Origin of the sequence: Gordonia sp. (in: high G+C Gram-positive bacteria), assembly GCF_049647785.1 — a bacterium.
Classification (GTDB): Bacteria; Actinomycetota; Actinomycetes; order Mycobacteriales; family Mycobacteriaceae; genus Gordonia.
The window spans coordinates 1-16,997 of sequence record NZ_JBARYI010000052.1 but is presented as its reverse complement, the minus strand read 5'-3'; the positions used below and the strand labels follow the sequence as shown (position 1 = coordinate 16,997).

At 62.9% G+C, this 16,997-nt stretch carries 17 protein-coding genes and 1 riboswitch; of the genes, 15 read left to right on the top strand and 2 right to left on the bottom strand.

Features of this window, described 5'->3' with window-relative positions; translation table 11 throughout:
• Positions 1 to 71: 71 nt before the first annotated feature.
• The gene (rpe, locus tag WBA38_RS07945) at positions 72 to 776 is read left to right on the top strand and encodes a ribulose-phosphate 3-epimerase (RefSeq protein ID WP_424297325.1); all 705 of its coding nucleotides are present in this window, start codon (positions 72 to 74) and stop codon (positions 774 to 776) included.
• Positions 777 to 813: 37 nt separating this feature from the next.
• Positions 814 to 1,845 carry a bifunctional diaminohydroxyphosphoribosylaminopyrimidine deaminase/5-amino-6-(5-phosphoribosylamino)uracil reductase RibD gene (ribD, locus tag WBA38_RS07940; protein ID WP_424297326.1) on the top strand — a complete coding sequence of 344 codons (1,032 nt, stop codon included), beginning with the start codon at positions 814 to 816 and terminating at the stop codon, positions 1,843 to 1,845.
• On the opposite strand, the gene WBA38_RS07935 is transcribed toward ribD, so the two are convergent.
• On the bottom strand, positions 1,842 to 2,078 hold the full coding sequence (locus tag WBA38_RS07935; RefSeq protein ID WP_424297310.1) for a hypothetical protein: 237 nt from the start codon (positions 2,076 to 2,078) through the stop codon (positions 1,842 to 1,844). The genes ribD and WBA38_RS07935 overlap by 4 nt on opposite strands.
• 190 nt (positions 2,079 to 2,268) lie before the next feature.
• Positions 2,269 to 2,439, top strand: a riboswitch (FMN riboswitch).
• 57 nt (positions 2,440 to 2,496) lie between these two features.
• Between WBA38_RS07935 and WBA38_RS07930 the strand changes: the two genes are divergently transcribed.
• The 4 genes from WBA38_RS07930 (at position 2,497) to WBA38_RS07915 (ending at position 5,444) form a co-directional block, all read left to right on the top strand.
• Positions 2,497 to 3,141, top strand: a complete 645-nt coding sequence (locus tag WBA38_RS07930) for a riboflavin synthase (protein ID WP_424297311.1) — start codon at positions 2,497 to 2,499, stop codon at positions 3,139 to 3,141.
• Entirely contained in the window at positions 3,134 to 4,414 is a 1,281-nt protein-coding gene (locus WBA38_RS07925; protein ID WP_424297312.1) for a bifunctional 3,4-dihydroxy-2-butanone-4-phosphate synthase/GTP cyclohydrolase II, read from the top strand. The genes WBA38_RS07930 and WBA38_RS07925 overlap by 8 nt, the downstream gene beginning before the upstream one ends.
• Positions 4,411 to 4,881 (top strand): 6,7-dimethyl-8-ribityllumazine synthase, encoded by a 471-nt coding sequence (gene ribH / locus WBA38_RS07920; protein WP_424297314.1) that lies wholly within the window; start codon positions 4,411 to 4,413, stop codon positions 4,879 to 4,881. Before WBA38_RS07925 ends, ribH begins: the two co-directional genes overlap by 4 nt.
• Before the next feature lie 146 nt (positions 4,882 to 5,027).
• Positions 5,028 to 5,444, top strand: a complete 417-nt coding sequence (locus WBA38_RS07915) for a PH domain-containing protein (RefSeq protein WP_424297328.1) — start codon at positions 5,028 to 5,030, stop codon at positions 5,442 to 5,444.
• Positions 5,445 to 5,583: 139 nt separating this feature from the next.
• Here the strand turns inward: WBA38_RS07915 and WBA38_RS07910 are convergent, their stop codons facing one another.
• A complete protein-coding gene (locus WBA38_RS07910; protein WP_424322443.1) occupies positions 5,584 to 6,423 on the bottom strand; it encodes a hypothetical protein in 840 nt (279 codons plus the stop codon).
• 106 nt (positions 6,424 to 6,529) lie between these two features.
• On the opposite strand from WBA38_RS07910, the gene WBA38_RS07905 reads away from it, so the two are divergent.
• The 9 genes from WBA38_RS07905 to secG all read left to right on the top strand — a co-directional run bounded on the left by WBA38_RS07905 (position 6,530) and on the right by secG (position 16,935).
• Complete coding sequence (locus WBA38_RS07905; RefSeq protein WP_424322442.1) at positions 6,530 to 8,140, top strand: cation:proton antiporter; 1,611 nt, start codon at positions 6,530 to 6,532, stop codon at positions 8,138 to 8,140.
• A 98-nt stretch (positions 8,141 to 8,238) separates the two neighbouring features.
• Positions 8,239 to 10,278, top strand: coding sequence for an excinuclease ABC subunit UvrC (gene uvrC, locus WBA38_RS07900; RefSeq protein ID WP_424297318.1), 2,040 nt, complete (start codon positions 8,239 to 8,241; stop codon positions 10,276 to 10,278).
• A complete protein-coding gene (rapZ, locus tag WBA38_RS07895; protein ID WP_424297319.1) occupies positions 10,275 to 11,168 on the top strand; it encodes an RNase adapter RapZ in 894 nt (297 codons plus the stop codon). The genes uvrC and rapZ overlap by 4 nt, the downstream gene beginning before the upstream one ends.
• Entirely contained in the window at positions 11,165 to 12,181 is a 1,017-nt protein-coding gene (locus WBA38_RS07890) for a gluconeogenesis factor YvcK family protein (RefSeq protein WP_424297321.1), read from the top strand. The genes rapZ and WBA38_RS07890 overlap by 4 nt, the downstream gene beginning before the upstream one ends.
• A 192-nt stretch (positions 12,182 to 12,373) precedes the next feature.
• The gene (whiA, locus tag WBA38_RS07885; protein ID WP_424322441.1) at positions 12,374 to 13,357 is read left to right on the top strand and encodes a DNA-binding protein WhiA; all 984 of its coding nucleotides are present in this window, start codon (positions 12,374 to 12,376) and stop codon (positions 13,355 to 13,357) included.
• Positions 13,358 to 13,488: 131 nt separating this feature from the next.
• Positions 13,489 to 14,508 (top strand): type I glyceraldehyde-3-phosphate dehydrogenase, encoded by a 1,020-nt coding sequence (gene gap, locus WBA38_RS07880; RefSeq protein ID WP_424293751.1) that lies wholly within the window; start codon positions 13,489 to 13,491, stop codon positions 14,506 to 14,508.
• 5 nt (positions 14,509 to 14,513) lie between these two features.
• Complete coding sequence (locus WBA38_RS07875; protein WP_424293750.1) at positions 14,514 to 15,743, top strand: phosphoglycerate kinase; 1,230 nt, start codon at positions 14,514 to 14,516, stop codon at positions 15,741 to 15,743.
• A complete protein-coding gene (gene tpiA, locus WBA38_RS07870) occupies positions 15,740 to 16,525 on the top strand; it encodes a triose-phosphate isomerase (protein WP_424293749.1) in 786 nt (261 codons plus the stop codon). The genes WBA38_RS07875 and tpiA overlap by 4 nt, the downstream gene beginning before the upstream one ends.
• A gap of 176 nt (positions 16,526 to 16,701) precedes the next feature.
• A complete protein-coding gene (secG, locus tag WBA38_RS07865; protein ID WP_424293748.1) occupies positions 16,702 to 16,935 on the top strand; it encodes a preprotein translocase subunit SecG in 234 nt (77 codons plus the stop codon).
• Positions 16,936 to 16,997: the final 62 nt, after the last annotated feature.

The following is a 16,997-nucleotide window of genomic DNA, read 5'->3' as shown; positions in this document are numbered from 1 at the left end:
AACGGGGCCTCGCATCGTGGGCCGTCGCCTCAGGTCGTGGCAGTTTCCGGCCGTCTCGTAGACTCTTCGGCATGTGTACTTCCGGCCGTCCCGCACCCATGATTGCCCCGTCCATCCTGTCCGCAGATTTTGCGAACCTGGCGTCTGAGATCGCCGCGGTAGGACCGTCGAGCGTCGATCCCGGTGTCGACTGGGTCCACGTCGACGTGATGGATAATCACTTTGTCCCCAACCTCACCTTGGGGCTGCCGATTGTCGAAAGCCTCCTCAAGGCCACCGATATTCCGCTCGACTGCCACCTGATGATCGAGGATCCGGCTCGCTGGGCGCCGCCTTACGCCGAAGCGGGTGCCTACAACGTCACCTTCCACGCTGAGGCATCCGACGACCCGAGCGCCGTCGCCCGGGATATCCGTGCGGCAGGCGGAAAGGCTGGCCTGGCCATCAAGCCCGGCACTGCCCTGGAGCCCTACCTGGAAATCTTGCGCGACTTCGACACGCTCCTCGTCATGAGCGTTGAACCGGGCTTCGGCGGGCAGAAGTTTATGGCCGAGGTTCTGGAGAAGGTCCGCACCATTCGCAAGATCGTCGATCGCGGCGACCTCCAACTGCTGGTCGAGATCGACGGCGGCATTAGCAACTCGACCATCGAGCAGGCCGCCGAGGCAGGTGTGGACTGCTTTGTGGCGGGCTCGGCCGTCTACGGCGGTGAAGATCCCGCCGGTCGCGTTGCGGAACTCCGCCGTCTCGCTACCGCGGCCAGCTCCGTACGGTAAACCCGTGAACCTTGACGCCACGCGGATCACCGATCCGATGCTGCTGGCGATTGCCGTCTCTGCCGATGCGCAGGGGATCAGCACCCCGAATCCGCCCGTCGGTGCGGTGATCCTCGATCGCGGCGGTGAGGTCGCGGGTGTCGGCTACACGCAACCGCCCGGCGGCCCTCATGCAGAAGTGGTTGCCCTGCGGGAGGCGGGGGAACGGGCGCGCGGTGGCACCGCCATAGTGACGTTGGAGCCGTGTAATCACACGGGACGCACAGGACCGTGTGCGGAGGCACTGATCGATGCCGGAATCGCTGAGGTGCGATTTGCGGTCGCCGATCCGAACCCCGCAGCAGCCGGAGGAGCAGCGACCCTCCGAGCAGCAGGCATCCGCGTCGAGGCCGGTGTCGGTGAACACGAAGCCCGGAGCGGGCCGTTAAAGCACTGGCTGTTTCGCCAGCAACATGGCCGCCCATTCGTTACCGCGAAGATCGCCGCCACCCTCGACGGCCGGATCGCGGCTCCCGACGGGACCAGCCAGTGGATCACCGGCCCCTCAGCACGGGAGCACGCACATCGGCAACGCAGCCAACTCGACGCGATTGTCGTTGGTACCGGCACGGTCCTTGCTGACAATCCATCACTGACCGCCCGCCACCCGGACGGCTCATTGGCACAGCACCAGCCGATCCGTGTTGTCTTGGGGCGCAGGCAGATTCCCGCGACGGCCACGGTGCGTGACGGGGTTTCGCCGCTATTGCACATCGCAAGCCGCGAACCCCGCGAAGTGATCGAGGCGCTGCCCGACGCGCTGCACATCCTCGTCGAAGGGGGGCCGGCGATTATCGGCGCATTCTTGGCGGCCGACCTCGTCGACGAGGTCCAGGCCTACCTTGCGCCGACGATTCTCGGCGCCGGTCGCGCGGCCGTCACCGACGTCGAAGTTACGACGCTCACCCAGGCTCACGGATTCACGCGAACGGCGGTGCGTGAACTCGGTGACGACCTGCTGGTGACGCTCGGTGCGCGAACGGAATCACCAACGGGACTCGGCGCCGGCCGTTCGCCAAAGAGCACCTAGCCGCGACGGCTTCGCACGAAGTACCCGAGCGCGAAGGCGATCACGCTGACCAGTGTCAACGTAAGCCACAGCGGGAAGCTGAATGAGAAGCCCAGCATCTGCGTCTGGGTTTCAGCACGGTTCTGGCTGATGAAAATGACAAAAATGATGACGATCAGCAGCGGCAACCAAAAGCGACGCAGCAGACTCAGCGCGGAACTAGATGGTGTCGGGGTCGAATCCGAGGTAGTCATCGCCAGCCTTTCAGGGTTGGTAGCGGTCGCTTGTTGGTGGCCGGAAAAGCCTCGAGACTGCTCACTCTAGTTGGCTGCGAACCGATTTCGGGCAAAGTAGACGAACCCAAATAGGGGTGATGACATGTGATATCCCACTGGCCGGGAAGCCGAATGACCGCCAATGTCGTCAAGCGTGATAATTTTGATTACAAGTTCTCGGGGCGGGGTGTAATTCCCCACCGGCGGTAATGCTTTCCAGATCAATCTCGACGATCACGGAACGACAAGCCCGCGAGCGCCCACACGCAAGTGAGGGGTCGAGCAGACTTCGGTGAGATTCCGAGGCCGACGGTTAGAGTCCGGATGCGAGAGAACAGCAGAACGGCACCGTGCCGCCTCCTGCCCGTCCCGAGCGCACCTTGTAAAGGAGACGCGGGTGTTCACGGGAATCGTGGAGGAATGCGGCGAAATCACCGCTCGTGACGACCTCACGGAGGCCGCTCGATTTCGTATCCGAGGCCCGCTGGTAACCAGCGACGCATCGTTCGGCGACTCTATCGCCGTGAACGGCGTCTGCCTCACCGTCACCGAACTGAACGACGGCGAATTTACCGTCGACGTAATGGCCGAGACCCTGCGCCGCAGCTCCCTCGATCGTCTGGTGCCCGGTGCCGCCGTCAACCTGGAACGCGCCATGGCCGTCGGCTCCCGCTTCGGCGGTCACATCGTCCAAGGCCACGTTGACGGTGTCGGCACGGTCAAGACCGTGTCGCCGAGCGAAAACTGGACTGTCGTTCGCGTACAGGTCCCGGCCAGCCTCGCACGGTACGTGGTGGAAAAGGGGTCCATCACCATCGACGGCATCTCGTTGACTGTCTCCGCGGTTGGCGACGATGCCGACGGCGATTGGCTTGAGGTCTCGCTGATTCCGACCACCCTCGCCGAAACAAATCTTTCCGACGTCGCCCCCGGACGTCGCGTGAACTTGGAAGTTGATGTCATCGCGAAGTACGTCGAGCGCCTTGCCGGCGCTGCGCGTAGTGCGAACAATGAGGTGGAAGGCAGTGAGTCGAATGAGTGAATCCCCAGAGGTTAAGTTCGACACCGTCGAACGCGCCATCGCCGATATTGCTGCGGGTAAAGCTGTCGTGGTGGTCGACGACGAGGACCGCGAGAATGAAGGCGACCTAATTTTCGCGGCCGAGATGGCCACCCCCGAACTGGTGGCGTTCATGGTGCGCTACACCTCCGGTTACCTGTGCGTGCCGCTGACCGGTGAAGACTGCGACCGCATGGGCCTGCCGCCGATGTACTCGGTAAACCAGGACCGTCACGGTACCGCCTACACCGTCACCGTCGACGCCCGCGAAGGCATCACAACCGGAATCAGTGCGGCCGACCGCGCTACCACGATGCGCACCCTGGCTAACCCGCTGTCCGTGGCCGGGGATCTGACTCGTCCCGGTCACGTGGTCCCGCTGCGCGCCAAGGAAGGCGGCGTCTTACGTCGTCCCGGCCACACAGAGGCGGCCGTGGACCTCGCGAAGGCTGCCGGACTGGCACCAGCCGGCGTGATCTGCGAAATCGTCAGCCAGAAAGACGTCGGCTCGATGGCGCGCACCACAGAACTCCGCGAATTTGCTGACGAACACGATTTGGCGCTCATCTCGATCGAGGCACTCATCTCGTGGCGTCGTCACAATGAAAAGCACGTTGTGAAGGTCGCCGACGCGCGGATTCCCACCGAGTTCGGGACATTCCGCGCCGTCGGCTACCAAAGCCCCTACGACGATGCCGAGCACGTGGCGCTCGTGATGGGTGACATCAGCGAGGAGAACGGTGAGGATGTTCTCGTCCGCGTGCACTCCGAGTGCTTGACCGGCGACGTTTTCGGTTCGCTGCGCTGCGATTGCGGCCCCCAACTCAATGCGGCCATGGAAATGGTTGGGCGCGAGGGACGCGGTGTCGTGCTGTACATGCGTGGTCACGAAGGTCGCGGTATTGGTCTCATGCACAAGTTGCAGGCCTACCAGCTTCAGGATGGCGGGGCCGACACGGTCGATGCCAACTTGGAACTCGGTCTGCCGGCGGACGCCCGCGATTACGGCCTCGGTGCCCAAATTCTGGTAGACCTGGGCGTGCAGTCGATGCGTCTGCTGACCAACAACCCGGCCAAGCGAGTTGGATTGGACGGGTACGGACTGGAGATCGTTGAACGGGTGCCGATGCCGGTGCGCGCCAACGCCGAGAACCTCCGGTACCTGCGGACCAAGCGCGACCGGATGGGCCACGTGCTCGACGGTCTCGACGACATCGACGTCGACGTAGTTGATGGAACTGGAGAAGGTGCATGAGCGGCAACGGTGAGCCGACCCTCGATTTGGCTGACGCGCGCGGACTAAAGGTCGCGATCGTCGCTTCGCAATGGCACGAGGTGATTTGCACAGCGCTTCTCGACGGCGCAGTCCGTGCGGCCGCCGCGAACGGGATCGGAGATCCCACCGTCATTCGCGTTGCGGGCGCTATCGAGTTGCCGGTGATCGTTCAGGCTCTGGCACGCACGCACGATGCCGTCGTCGCTCTGGGCGTCGTCATCAAGGGTGAAACCCCGCATTTCGAATACGTTTGCGATGCCGTCACCTCGGGCCTGACCCGTGTTTCGCTCGACGAGTCGACCCCCGTGGGCAACGGTGTCCTCACCACCTTCAACGAAGCCCAGGCGCTGAATCGGGCGGGTCTGCCAGGCTCGGCCGAAGACAAGGGCGCACAGGCAATGACTGCGGCCCTCGCGTCCGCATTGATCCTGAAGGATTACGCATGACCGACGCAGTGGACGGGGCGGACGCGGTGGATGGGGCCGACGCGGTCGGCGGCACCGATGTCGAACGCGAAAGCAAGCGCAACGCCTTCTGGACCCGTGACGACACCGACGGCGGCACGTGGGACTACGTGTACCGGCCGCAATGGATGCGCCGCGTCGCCTGGATTGTGATCGCGATCGTCATGGTCATCCACATCGTTTTCGGTTTACTGCTGAACATTTCGTACACCGGCGTCAACATCGATTGGTCCGACAAACTCGCGCTGATCGGGGTCGGCGTCGTGATCTCGTGTGTCATCTTGTTCCTTACCCGCGCACGGTTGCGCGTCGGACCGCAGGGCATCGGAGTTCTAAACCTGGTTTCCGAGCGGGTCTTCGGGTGGGACGAGGTCGTCGGCGTTGAGTATCCGGAGAACTGGTTTTGCGCCCGGCTCCTGTTTCCGCACGATGAGCACATCCCAATCATGGCGATTCAAGCGCGCGACGGCGACCGTGCCGTGACCGCGATGCAAGAAGTCCGACGTCTCGGCGAGAAGTACACCGCCCCCAACCTCGACACCTAGCCCAACAACAGCGCGAAATTCCCTCATTTCTGTCACATTCGACGGCTGCGCGCTGACCAAGCCGTCACCGATCGGCACGATCGGTGACGCTCTGGTCGAAACGTGACAGAAAAGCGGAAATTTGGGCGGGGGAGTTGGGTTAGGGAGCGACGGTGATATCGGCGGGGAGGGCTAGTTCGGCGGCGCGGGCGCGCATTGCGGTAACGACCTGATCGCTGGTGTCGCGCGGTAGAACAGCTTCGAAATTCGGTTCGGTAATCGGCCGCTGTGACGTTATTCGACAATGGAGTGGTTGGACGCCCGGCGGCAGCAGTGCCAGTACATCCCGGTAGACGAACAGCTTGGAGATGTCGTCGTCGGTGTCCCACTGCAGGTTGCAGTCAGTGGCACCCACATTCTGATAACTAATCCCGGCCGGATTCACACCGACGAAGGCATTGAGATGTTCAGCGGCCTGGACAGCTTCGCTGCTGGTATCAAGGTGGATCGCGTCCTTGAACACCATGATCGATTTCAGGCCTTCGGTGTCGGCAGCCAACGCACGCGTTCGGGAGACCCATTGCAGATATTGGCTGGGATCACTCATCCTCGACACGGCCGACCCCGGCTGCAACTGGATCGACACGGATGCGGCCTGACCCGCCGGATTGTGGGCATCGAAGAACAGCCGAATCCGGTGCTCATCAATCTTCGTATCGACGTGGTGTTCGACGAGTTCGCGGGCCGTGGCGGCCACTTGCGTATCGGACATGCCATCGTTGAGGGTGATCTGAGAGTCGACGGAACCTCTCGACAGGATCGCATTGTTGGGGCTGAGCCTGAACGAAGCAATATCATCGCGCGTATCCAAATACTGGCCATACTGCTGCGCGAACTGATCGGCGGCGTCGAACGCGCACCCGCCGAGCAGCGCCGGCAGCGCAAACAGCAGCGCCGCCGACCGGGCGGCGACGCGTCGTCGATTGCGCGCGGCGAACATAGCCACACGATAACGCCTCCGCGATCGTCCGGTAGCAGGTCCGACGTTGCCGGATTCAGTAGACCAGGATCAACTGCGAGGAAGGCGCCAGGGCACAATCAGTGGCATGGAGCTCGTCGCAATCTACCTTGCCGTCGTCTTTGTCGGGGGACTTGCGGCACGCCTAATCAGAATGCCCCCGCTTATCGGATTCCTGGCTGCAGGCTTCGCATTGAACGCGATGGGTGTCGACGAGTTACCCGGGCTCGACGTGATGGCCAACCTGGGCGTCACACTGATGCTGTTCGCCATCGGACTGCGCCTCGACCTCAAAATCTTGGTGAAGCGCGAAGTCTGGCTGAACACCGGCCTCCACATGCTGATCATGACCGTCATCGGTGCCGGATTCCTGGCAGCACTGAGCGCGCTCGGCGCGTTTGGCCCCGAGTCACTGCGCGTCCTGGCGACGATGGGCCTGGTGCTGTCGTTCTCGAGCACCATCGTCGTCATTAAAATCTTGCAAGAGCGTGGCGACGACCAAGCGCTCTACGGGCGCATCGCGATCGGCATCCTGGTCATGCAAGATGTTGTCGCCGTCGTGCTCATGTCTATCTCCAGTGGGGAGCCACCGAGCATCTACTCGCTCGGCCTGATCGCGGTGATTCCGGCACTGATGTGGGCGACGAAATACTGGTACAAGATCGGGCACGGGGAGATGGAGGCCCTGTTCGGGATCGCGATGGCGCTGATCCCGGGCTACTTGCTCTTTGAAGAACTCGGCCTCTCCGGCAGCCTTGGTGCCTTGATCATGGGCTTGATCCTGGCACCTCGACCTGGCGCCGATCAGCTTTCACACACGCTGTTTACGCTCAAGGAACTACTGCTGGTCGGCTTCTTCCTGACAATCGGTTTTGAAGGCCTGCCGTCGTGGCAAAACGTAATCGTCGGACTGGCGCTACTGGCGTTGCTGCCGGTGCAGGGCTTCTTCTACTGGCTGCTGCTGTGGCTGTTGGGACTGCGCAACCGCACCGCGGTGCTCGCCGCACTACTTCTCGCCAACTACTCAGAGTTCGCGCTCATCATTGGGAAGAGCGGTACGGAGAACGGCTGGCTGTCGGACGATTGGATGCTGTCCTTGGTGATCGCCGTCGCGGGTAGCTTCGTCGTTTCGGCGCTCCTCAACCCGACGAGCGTGTCGTTTGCCTCGAGATTCGCCAAACGACTACCGACTCGACCGCCGGACAAAATTCACCCGGACGACCGGCCCATCGATGTCGGTGACGCGCAGGCGATCGTTCTCGGTATGGGCCGTGTCGGATCAGCGGCCTACACGCAGTTGGTCGACGAATATAAGCTCCGCGTCCTCGGCGTGGAACACGACCCAAACCGCGTGCGTGCCCTGCGCAAACGTGGCTTCAACATCGTCGAGGGCGATGCCACCGACTACGACTTCTGGGCGCGAGCGGTAGGCGCGGGACAGACCGATCTCATCGTGCTCGCGATGCCCGCCCAGTATGCGAACGTGGAAGCACTTCGCGAACTCCGCCGTATTGGTGACGGGGGTGCCACCGTTGCCTCTGTGGCCCTGTACCGCGAAGACGTCGACGAACTCGAAGACTTGGGCCTTGACGTCGTCATTCACCTCTACGAGGGTGCTGGCGAGGCTTTGGCCGACCGTGCTGTGGAAGCGCGCGAGGCCTATGAACCCAATGGCGAAGGACAGCGAGACGGGGCCTAGCTTGGAGGACGCGGAGGCAACGCCTCTGTGCCCCAACCGGGCGGTTGCCGGTGAACCAGCGAGACGCGAGGCAACCGACGACGACTAGCCTGGGATGCGTGGCTGATCCGTCGACTTACCGCCCTGCTGCGGGCACCATTCCCACAGATCCCGGCGTGTACAAGTTCCGGGATCAGCATGGGCGGGTTATCTACGTCGGTAAGGCGAAGAACCTGCGACAACGGTTGACGTCGTATTTCGCTGACCTGACCACACTCCATCCACGTACCCGTCAGATGGTGACGACCGGGGCGTCGGTGGAGTGGACGGTAGTCGGGACCGAAGTGGAAGCGCTTCAGCTCGAATACAACTGGATTAAGGAGTTCGATCCCCGGTTTAACGTTCGGTATCGCGACGACAAGAGCTACCCGATGCTCGCGGTCACTTTGAACGAGGAGTACCCCCGCGTCTTCGTGTACCGCGGTGCCCGGCGACCCGGCGTTCGGTATTTCGGTCCGTACGCTCACGCGTGGGCGATCCGCGAAACAGTCGATCTCCTGACCCGAGTCTTCGGTGTCCGCACCTGCTCAAAAGGCGTCTTCCGGCGCAGTGAGCAAATGGGTCGGCCCTGTCTGCTCGGCTACATCGACAAATGTTCGGCACCGTGCGTCGGTCGTGTCAGTGCCGTCGAGCACCGCGAAATTGTCGAGGACTTCTGCGATTTTCTCGCTGGCAAAACCGATGGACTGATCCGGCGCCTCGAACGCGACATGACCGCGGCCGCGGAAGAACTAGATTTTGAGCGGGCTGCGCGCCTCCGCGACGACATTTCGGCGTTGCGACGGGCAATGGAAAAGCAGGCGGTGGTCCTGGGGACCGGTACCGACGCGGACGTCATTGCCATGGTTGGCGACGAACTCGAATCTTCCGTCAAGGTGTTCCACGTCCGTGACGGACGCGTGCGCGGTGAACGCGGATGGGTCGTCGAGGTGCAAGAGAATGCGACCCTCGGAGACCAAGTGGGAACCTTCCTGACGCAGTTCTACGGAGCCGAATCGGAGATGAGCTCGGGCATACCGCGGGAAGTGCTGGTGCCAGCGCTACCCACGGGTGCCGACGATGTGGAGAAATGGTTGAGCGAACGCCGCGGCGCGCAAGTGAGCCTGCGGGTCCCGCAGCGGGGCGACAAGCGGACCCTGATGACCACCGTCGAACTCAATGCGACTGAGGCATTGGCGCGTCACAAACTGCAGCGCGCCGGGGACCTCACGACCCGTTCGGCCGCTCTCACCGAACTCCAGGAAGCCCTCGGCCTCGATACCGCACCCTTGCGGATTGAGTGCATCGACATCTCGCACGTGCAGGGAACCGACGTTGTCGCGTCGATGGTCGTCTTCGAAGACGGTTTGGCTCGCAAGTCCGACTACCGCCACTACGCCATCAAGGAAGCTGCCGGCGATGGCCATTCCGACGATGTCGCCTCCATTGCCGAGGTGACACGTCGCCGCTTCGCGCGGTATCGGGAGGGGATCGCCGCCCCACCGCCCGAGAACATCGCGGCTGGCCCTGCCCAGCGGGATCCATCCGGGCACTCACTCGCCGGTGACGTGCCAACCGGGGAAACCGCTGCGGACGACGATACGACTTCCCGGAAGGCCAAACGTTTCGCCTACCCGCCGAACTTGTTTGTCGTCGATGGTGGCGCACCGCAGGCTCACGCGGCGGCAAGTGTCTTGGACGAGTTGGGTGTTGCCGACGTGGCGGTTGTCGGTCTGGCCAAACGACTGGAAGAGGTGTGGATTCCGGGCGATGATGAGCCGGTGATCCTCCCACGCAACAGCGAAGCATTGTTCTTGTTGCAGCGTGTCCGCGATGAAGCGCACCGTTTCGCGATTACCTTTCACCGAAGCAAGCGAAGCAAGCGGATGACCGCGTCGGCGTTGGACGGCATTCCCGGGTTGGGTGCCACCCGACGGACAGCGCTCGTCACCCACTTTGGTTCGGTAGCGAAATTGACGCAGGCCACCGTCGCCGAGATTGGTGAAGTGCCCGGCGTTGGTCCCACCACCGCGCAAAGCGTGTACGACGCGCTCCATCCCGAAACCGAGACCCCGACCGAAACTGCAGATTCCGCCGATCAGAAGGAAACCGTACGTTGACTGAACCAGAAGGCCGCTCAGTGCTTTTCGTTACCGGGATGTCCGGTGCGGGGCGCACCTCGGTGGCCAATGTTCTCGAAGATGACGGCTGGTACGTGAGCGATAACGTACCGATCTCGCTCATCGCGCAACTCGTCGAGATGGTCCGCAGCAGCGAGGTGGGTGCTGACCGGATCGCCATGGTGGTGCGCGGCGGCGATCCGGCGTTCGCGACCGAAATGGCGGCGCTCCGACGAGACCTTGAGGAGGGGGGTGCGTCGACGAAAATGATCTTCGTCAACGCGTCCGACGAGGTTCTGGTGCGCCGCTTCGAGCAAGTACGACGACGTCACCCCCTGCAAGGGACCGGAACCCTCGGTGAGGGCATCGCTGCCGAGCGGGCGATCATGGAACCGGTCGCGACGGCCGCCGACACGGTCATCGACACGTCCAACCTGAGTTCTACCCGGCTGCGGCAGATTGTGGAAAATGCCTTCCCGAATGTCGGTCGGCGGCGCCTGTCGATCGCCGTGCAGTCGTTCGGCTTCAAGTACGGGCTGCCGATTGACTGCGACTTGGTGGCCGACGTGCGCTTCCTGCCGAATCCCTACTGGATCCCGGAGTTGCGCGAACACAATGGGCGCGAACCCCGGGTGCGCGACTACGTGCTTCGCCAGGACGATGCGAGCGAATTCTTGGATCGCTACGTGGATCTCATTGCGATTGTGGCTCGCGGTTACCTGCGCGAAGGAAAGGGTTACATGACCCTCGGCGTGGGATGCACGGGAGGTAAGCACCGCAGTGTCGCGATGTCCGAGGAACTGAGTCGACGGCTGACGGCACTCATCGACGACGACGGGCAACCCCTCTACGACGTCGAGGTGACGCACCGGGATTTGGGGCGTGAATGAGCGAAACAACCCAGTCAGGTTTGGCCGTGGATGGGCTGAAGATTGCCGCGCTCGGCGGCGGACACGGGCTCTTCAATACCCTCACGGCACTGCGGTATCTCACCAAAGACGTCACGGCAGTCGTGACTGTCGCCGATGACGGCGGCTCGTCGGGAAGGCTGCGCGCCGAACTCGGCCTCATCCCGCCGGGTGACCTCCGCATGGCGTTGGCAGCACTGATGGCGGCTCCGGCAGCCTTGGCGGATCGTCGCGCAATAAACCCGGCTTCCGCCGATCGGCACCAGCGCTGGGCCGACGTCCTGCAGCATCGACTCGGCGGCTACGGTGCACTCGCCGGTCATCCCATCGGCAATCTGCTCCTGAGCGGGCTCAATGAGTTCACCGGCAATGTCGTCGAGGCGCTCGACGATCTCGTCGACCTGTTTGACATTGATGGCCGTGTCCTCCCGATGGCGGACGCCCCGCTGGTGATTGAAGCCGATGTCTCGGGATTGGAGCGCGACCCGCGGGTTAGCCGGGTGATTCGCGGCCAGGTTGCGGTTGCCACCACACCGGGAAAACCGCGTCGTGTGCGGCTCATTCCGGAAGCCCCACCAGCGTGCGAAGCCGCCACTGAAGCAATTCGTGCCGCCGACGTGGTGACTCTTGGCCCGGGATCGTGGTTCTCCAGTGTGATTCCGCACGTTCTGGTGCCTGGTCAGTTGGAAGCACTGAGTCAAACCAACGCCAGAAAGATCCTTTTTGTGAATCTCGCTGCGGAACCGGGGGAGACAACGGGCTATTCGGTGGAGCGTCATTTGCATGTTTTGCATGCGCACGCAGCGAGTATGCGGGTTCATGATGTGGTCGTCGATTCGGCTTCGGTCCCCGCGGGTTCCGAACGGGAACATCTTGAGCGAGCGGCAGGCCGATTCGGTGCGCAATTGCGCGTCGCGGACATTGCCCAACCCGGTACCGCGGTACACGATCCGGCAAAGACCGCCGCCGCGATCGCGAACCTGATAGGCAATTGAGTTAAGGCGTGCGCAGACAGACAGGTTCGGGCGGATAGTGATATTCGACCCGATAGCGATACGCAGGCGAATGAGTTCGGAACGCTCGCCGGTAGTCTGTTCCAGATAACTTTGAACAGGTCCGGCGACGAGGCTTCGTCGCCCGGTGGGTTCTATCCGGGGGAACTTCAAGGGACATGGAGGCTTTGCAGCGTGGCAATGACAGGGGCGGTCAAAGACGAGCTCAGTCGGTTGTCTGTGACCCAAATAAGCTGCCGCAAGGCCGAAGTTTCGGCGCTGCTGCGATTTGCCGGGGGGCTACAGATTGTTTCAGGTCGCGTCGTCGTGGAGGCCGAGGTTGATCTTGGCAACGTCGCGCGTCGGCTCAAGCACGAGATTCATGGGCTTTTCGGCTACAACGCCGAAGTGATCGTTGTGCGTTCGGGTGGTGCTCGCAAGACAGCCCGCTACATCGTGCGGGTCACTAAAGACGGTGAGGCACTTGCCCGTCAGACCGGATTGCTCGACATGCGAGGTCGGCCGGTGCGCGGCTTGCCCGCCCAGGTGGTCGGCGGAAGCATCGGCGACGCGGAAGGGGCGTGGCGGGGTGCCTTCCTTGCGCACGGATCGCTGACCGAACCGGGCCGGTCGTCATCGCTCGAAGTGAGTTGTCCCGGGCCGGAGGCGGCGCTGGCGCTGGTTGGTGCCGCACGTCGTCTGGGGATCTCAGCCAAGGCCCGCGAAGTCCGCGGCGGTGACCGTGTCGTGATTCGCGATGGCGAAGCCATCGGCGCACTGCTGACCCGCATGGGTGCCCACGACACGCGACTGGTGTGGGAAGAGCGGCGACTGCGCAGGGAGGTCCGGGCCACCGCGAACCGACTCGCGAACTTCGACGACGCTAACCTGCGGCGGTCGGCGCGCGCGGCGGTCGCCGCCGCCGCTCGCGTTGAGCGCGCGCTGGAAATTCTGGGAGACGACGTCCCCGATCACCTCATCGCCGCGGGTCGCCTCCGCGTCGAACACCGCCAAGCTTCGCTCGAGGAACTCGGCCAACTCGCCGATCCGCCAATGACGAAGGATGCCGTCGCCGGGCGCATTCGCCGACTGCTGTCGATGGCCGACAAGCGAGCCCGTACGGAGGGGCTACCGGACACCGAATCGGCGGTCACCGCAGACTTGCTCGACGAGGCCTAAGCCCCGTGGTGACCAACACCCCATCGCCGACATGTGACCTTCTGGTGACCGCGCGGACCACGGCTATTAGGCTGGACTCTTAGTGAGCCGATTCGAACCCCGGCTCAACACTCATCGCTAAGGAGCAACTTGTGACTGTTCGGGTAGGCGTAAACGGCTTCGGCCGCATCGGCCGCAACTTCTTCCGTGCCGTCGAGGCGCAGAAGGCGCTCGGTACCACCGACATCGAAATCGTTGCCGTCAACGATCTCACTGACAATGCATCGCTCGCGCATCTGCTGAAGTTCGACAGCATCCTCGGTCGCCTCCCGCAGGATGTGCGCCTCGAAGGCGACGACACCATCGTGGTCGGCGACATGAAGATCAAGGCTCTTGAGGTCAAGGAAGGCCCGGCGGCACTGCCGTGGGGCGACCTCGGCGTCGACGTCGTTGTGGAATCGACCGGCATCTTCACCAAGCGCGACAAGGCACAGGGTCACCTGGACGCTGGCGCCAAGAAGGTCATCATCTCGGCTCCGGCGTCGGACGAAGACATCACGATCGTGATGGGCGTCAACGACGACAAGTACGACGGCAGCCAGAACATCATCTCGAACGCCTCGTGCACCACCAACTGCCTCGGCCCCCTGGCCAAGGTCCTGAACGACGAGTTCGGCATTGAGCAGGGTCTGATGACCACCGTTCACGCCTACACCCAAGACCAGAACCTGCAGGACGGTCCGCATTCGGACCTGCGTCGCGCCCGCGCCGCCGCCATCAACATCGTCCCGACCGGTACCGGCGCAGCGAAGGCTATCGGCCTGGTCTTGCCGGAACTGCAGGGCAAGCTCGACGGTTACGCCCTTCGCGTGCCGATCCCAACCGGCTCGGTCACCGACCTCACCGCGATCCTGAAGAAGGCCGCCAGCGTCGAAGACATTAACGCCGCGATGAAGGCTGCCGCCGAAGGTCCCCTCAAGGGCATCCTGAAGTACTACGACGCGCCGATCGTGTCGAGCGACATCGTCACCGACCCGCACTCGTCGCTGTACGACTCGGGCCTGACCAAGGTCATCGACAACCAGGTCAAGGTTGTTTCCTGGTACGACAACGAGTGGGGCTACTCCAACCGCCTCGTCGATCTCATCGGCCTCGTCGGGAAGTCGCTGTAAAAACTATGTCAGTTCGTACTCTGGAAGACCTCCTGGCCGACGGAGTTTCGGGTCGCGGTGTGCTGGTCCGTTCGGACCTCAACGTGCCTCTCGACGGTGGATCGATCACCGATGCGGGTCGCATTGTCGCGTCCGCACCGACGATCGCCAAGCTGGTCGAAGCCGGTGCCAAGGTAATCATCACCGCGCACCTGGGCCGTCCTGACGGCGCCGTCGATCCGGCTCTCTCGCTCGCTCCTGTGGCCGCACGACTGTCGGAGGAGTTGGGCCGCAATGTTCAGCTCGCTGGCGACGTCGTGGGGTCGGATGCGCTCGCTCGGGCCGAAGGCTTGACCGACGGTGACGTGCTCCTGCTGGAGAACATTCGATTCGATCCCCGTGAGACCAGCAAGGACGAGGCCGAGCGCACCAAGCTCGCGAAGGCGCTCGTTGAACTCGTTGGTGATGACGGGGCGTTCGTCTCGGACGGTTTCGGTGTGGTTCACCGCAAGCAGGCGTCGGTCTACGACGTGGCGAAGTTGCTCCCGTCTTACGCTGGCGACCTGGTCGCCACCGAGGTGGAAGTGCTCCGCAAGCTCACCGGCGGCGACGACGGTGTGGTTGAGCGTCCGTACGCGGTGGTGCTTGGCGGTTCGAAGGTGTCCGACAAGATCGGCGTCATCGAGGCGCTCGCGCCCAAGGTTGACACCTTGGTGATCGGTGGCGGCATGGCCTTCACCTTCATTAAGGCGCAGGGCAGTCCGGTCGGCGATTCGCTGATGCAGGAAGACATGATCGACACCTGCAAGGGGCTGCTCGATCAGTTCGGCGACGTGATCCACCTGCCGCACGACATCGTCGTCGCGGACAAGTTCGCCGCCGATGCCGAGACCTCGATCGCAATGTCGGCCGATGGGTTCGATTCGGGCATGGGCTTGGATATCGGTCCCGGAGCGGTGGAACGGTTCGCCAACGTGCTCCGTGGCGCCAAGACGATCTTCTGGAACGGCCCGTCGGGTGTGTTCGAGTTCGAGAAGTTTGCCGAAGGTACCCGCGGTGTTGCCGAAGCGATTGTCGAAGCAACCAAGGACGGCGCGTACAGCGTCGTCGGCGGTGGCGACTCGGCGGCGGCAGTCCGTGCGCTGGGCATTCCGGATGATGCGTTCTCGCACATCTCGACCGGCGGCGGTGCGTCGCTGGAGTACTTGGAAGGCAAGGAACTTCCGGGCCTGTCAGTTCTTGAGGAGCAAGCATGAGCCGCAAGCCACTGATCGCAGGCAACTGGAAGTGCAATCTGAACCATTACGAGGCGATCGCCTTGGTTCAGAAGATCGCTTTCGCGTTGCCGGAGAAGTACTTCGACAAAGTTGACGTGACGGTGATTCCGCCGTTCACCGATATCCGCAGTGTGCAGACGATTGTTGACGGCGACAAGTTGCTGTTGACCTACGGTGCTCAGGACCTATCCGAGCACGACTCGGGTGCCTACACCGGCGAGATCAGTGGTGCTTTCCTGGCGAAGCTGGGTTGCACCTACGTCATCGTTGGACATTCCGAGCGTCGCAGTCTGCACGGTGAAACCAACGAGGTGGTTTTGGCAAAGACGAAGGCTGCCCTTCGTCACGAGCTAACCCCGATCGTCTGCATTGGTGAGGGCCTTGAGGTTCGCGAGGCGGGCGAGCACGTCGCCTACAACGTCGAGCAGGTTAAGGCCTCTCTCGCAGGCTTGAGCACCGAGCAGATCTCGAAGATCGTCGTCGCGTACGAGCCTGTCTGGGCAATCGGTACCGGTCGGGTGGCCAGTGCTGCCGATGCCCAGGAAGTGTGTGCGGCCGTCCGTCAGGCAGTCGGTGAACTGTCCGACAAGGCGACTGCCGACTCGCTTCGCATCCTGTACGGGGGTTCGGTGAACGCGAAGAACGTCGCCGAGATCGTCTCGCAGAGCGACGTTGACGGCGCGCTCGTCGGCGGTGCATCGCTGAAGGCCGACGAGTTCGCTCAGTTGTCGGCGATGGCCGCGGGCGGACCGCTGCTTTAACGCGCCGCGCGGGATCCGGTTAGGGCGGGCGGATGCACTTGTCTTGACCGCCATCGCGTAGACTGTGGCAGGTTGCTTTCATATCGGAAGCAGCCTGCCACAGTTGTCTGCGGGACCTGCATCAGGTTGTCCGCAGTAATTGCCCCGAAAGCTTCGACGAACAGGACCATCGACCCGTGACTATCGCGCTCGACATCGGCTTGATCATCACCAGCGTGCTGCTGATCGTTCTGGTTCTGCTGCATCGCGCCAAAGGTGGTGGCCTGTCGTCGCTGTTCGGTGGCGGCGTCCAGTCCAGCCTTTCTGGATCCTCCGTGGTGGAGAAGAACCTCGACCGTCTGACGGTTTTCACCGGCCTCGTTTGGCTTATCTTGATCGTCGGCGTCGGCCTGGACATCAAGTTCTCCTAACTTAGATCGGGCTCCGCCCCGCTCCGCTTTCCCGTTCTCGCATGATGCGTCGATTCCCGCAC